At 62.6% G+C, this 1,085-nt stretch carries 1 protein-coding gene and 1 pseudogene; both read right to left on the bottom strand.

Translation table 11 applies throughout. The features are described from left to right. Positions 1–110 precede the first annotated feature (110 nt). On the bottom strand, positions 111–821 hold the full coding sequence (pyrH, locus tag AC1DU6_RS32345; protein WP_056198141.1) for a UMP kinase: 711 nt from the start codon (positions 819–821) through the stop codon (positions 111–113). Between the two features lie 93 nt (positions 822–914). After that, a pseudogene (locus AC1DU6_RS32340) lies at positions 915–1,085 on the bottom strand (translation elongation factor Ts); the annotation flags it as partial.

Genomic DNA, 1,085 nt, shown 5'->3' with positions numbered 1-1,085 from the left:
GCCTCGGCGTTCTTCTTGATGTCGGCAATGCTCATGATCGATACCTATGAATTTGCGGGACAGACCGCCCGAGCGTCAGCAAGCAGCTCTGCCCCCAACTGACTAAGGTTTTAGACGTGCACCAACGTGCCTTCGTCCTCGCCCTGCACCACGCGACGCAGTGCGCCGGGCTTGAAGATGCTGAAAACCTTGATCGGCAGCTTCTGGTCGCGGCACAGCGCAAAGGCGGCGCCGTCCATGACCTGCAAATTGCGCGTGATGACCTCGTCGAAGCTGATGCGCGCATAGCGCGTGGCGGTCGGGTCCTTCTTCGGGTCGGCCGAGTAGACGCCGTCGACCTTGGTGGCCTTCAGCACGATCTCGGCGCCGATTTCGGCGCCACGCAGCGCCGCAGCCGTGTCGGTTGTGAAGAAGGGGTTGCCGGTACCGGCAGCGAAGACGACGATCTTGCCCTCTTCGAGGTATTGCAGCGCCTTCGGGCGCACATAGGGCTCGACGACCTGCTCAATGGCGATGGCCGACATCACGCGGGCAGTCATGCCCTCCTGGCGCATCGTGTCGGCCAGGGCCAGCGAGTTCATGACCGTGGCGAGCATGCCCATGTAGTCGGCGGTGGCGCGGTCCATGCCGACCGAGCCGCCAGCCACGCCGCGGAAGATGTTGCCGCCGCCGATGACGACGGCCACCTCGATGCCCATCTGCGTCACTTCGCGGATTTCCTGCACCATGCGGACGATGGTCGCGCGATTAATGCCATAGGCGTCGTCGCCCATCAGGGCTTCGCCGGAGAGTTTGAGCAGAATGCGCTTGTACGCGGGCATGGTGTCCTCAGGTTTGGGGGGCCTATGGTGGGCCGCAAGTTTAAAGGGCGCCAACTTGGCGCCCCTTCATTTCGTACGATTTCGCAAGCGTCTTTACTGACCCTTAGCAGCTGCCACCTGGGCAGCCACTTCGGCCGCGAAGTCGTCGACCTTCTTCTCGATGCCTTCGCCAACGACGTAGAGCGTGAAGCCCTTGACCGTGGTGTTGGCCGACTTCAGGTAGGCCGCCACGGTTTGCTTGCCGTCAGCAGCCTTCACAAAGAC

It is taken from the genome of Roseateles sp. P5_B10 (assembly GCF_056400485.1).
Note: the sequence above shows the minus strand (reverse complement) of the source record. Positions and strands in the feature narration are given on the sequence as shown.

Excerpts from the sequence above, each read along its gene's own strand:
- pyrH (WP_056198141.1), bottom strand. The coding sequence starts at position 821 with ATGCCCGCGTACAAGCGCATTCTGCTCAAACTCTCCGGCGAAGCCCTG.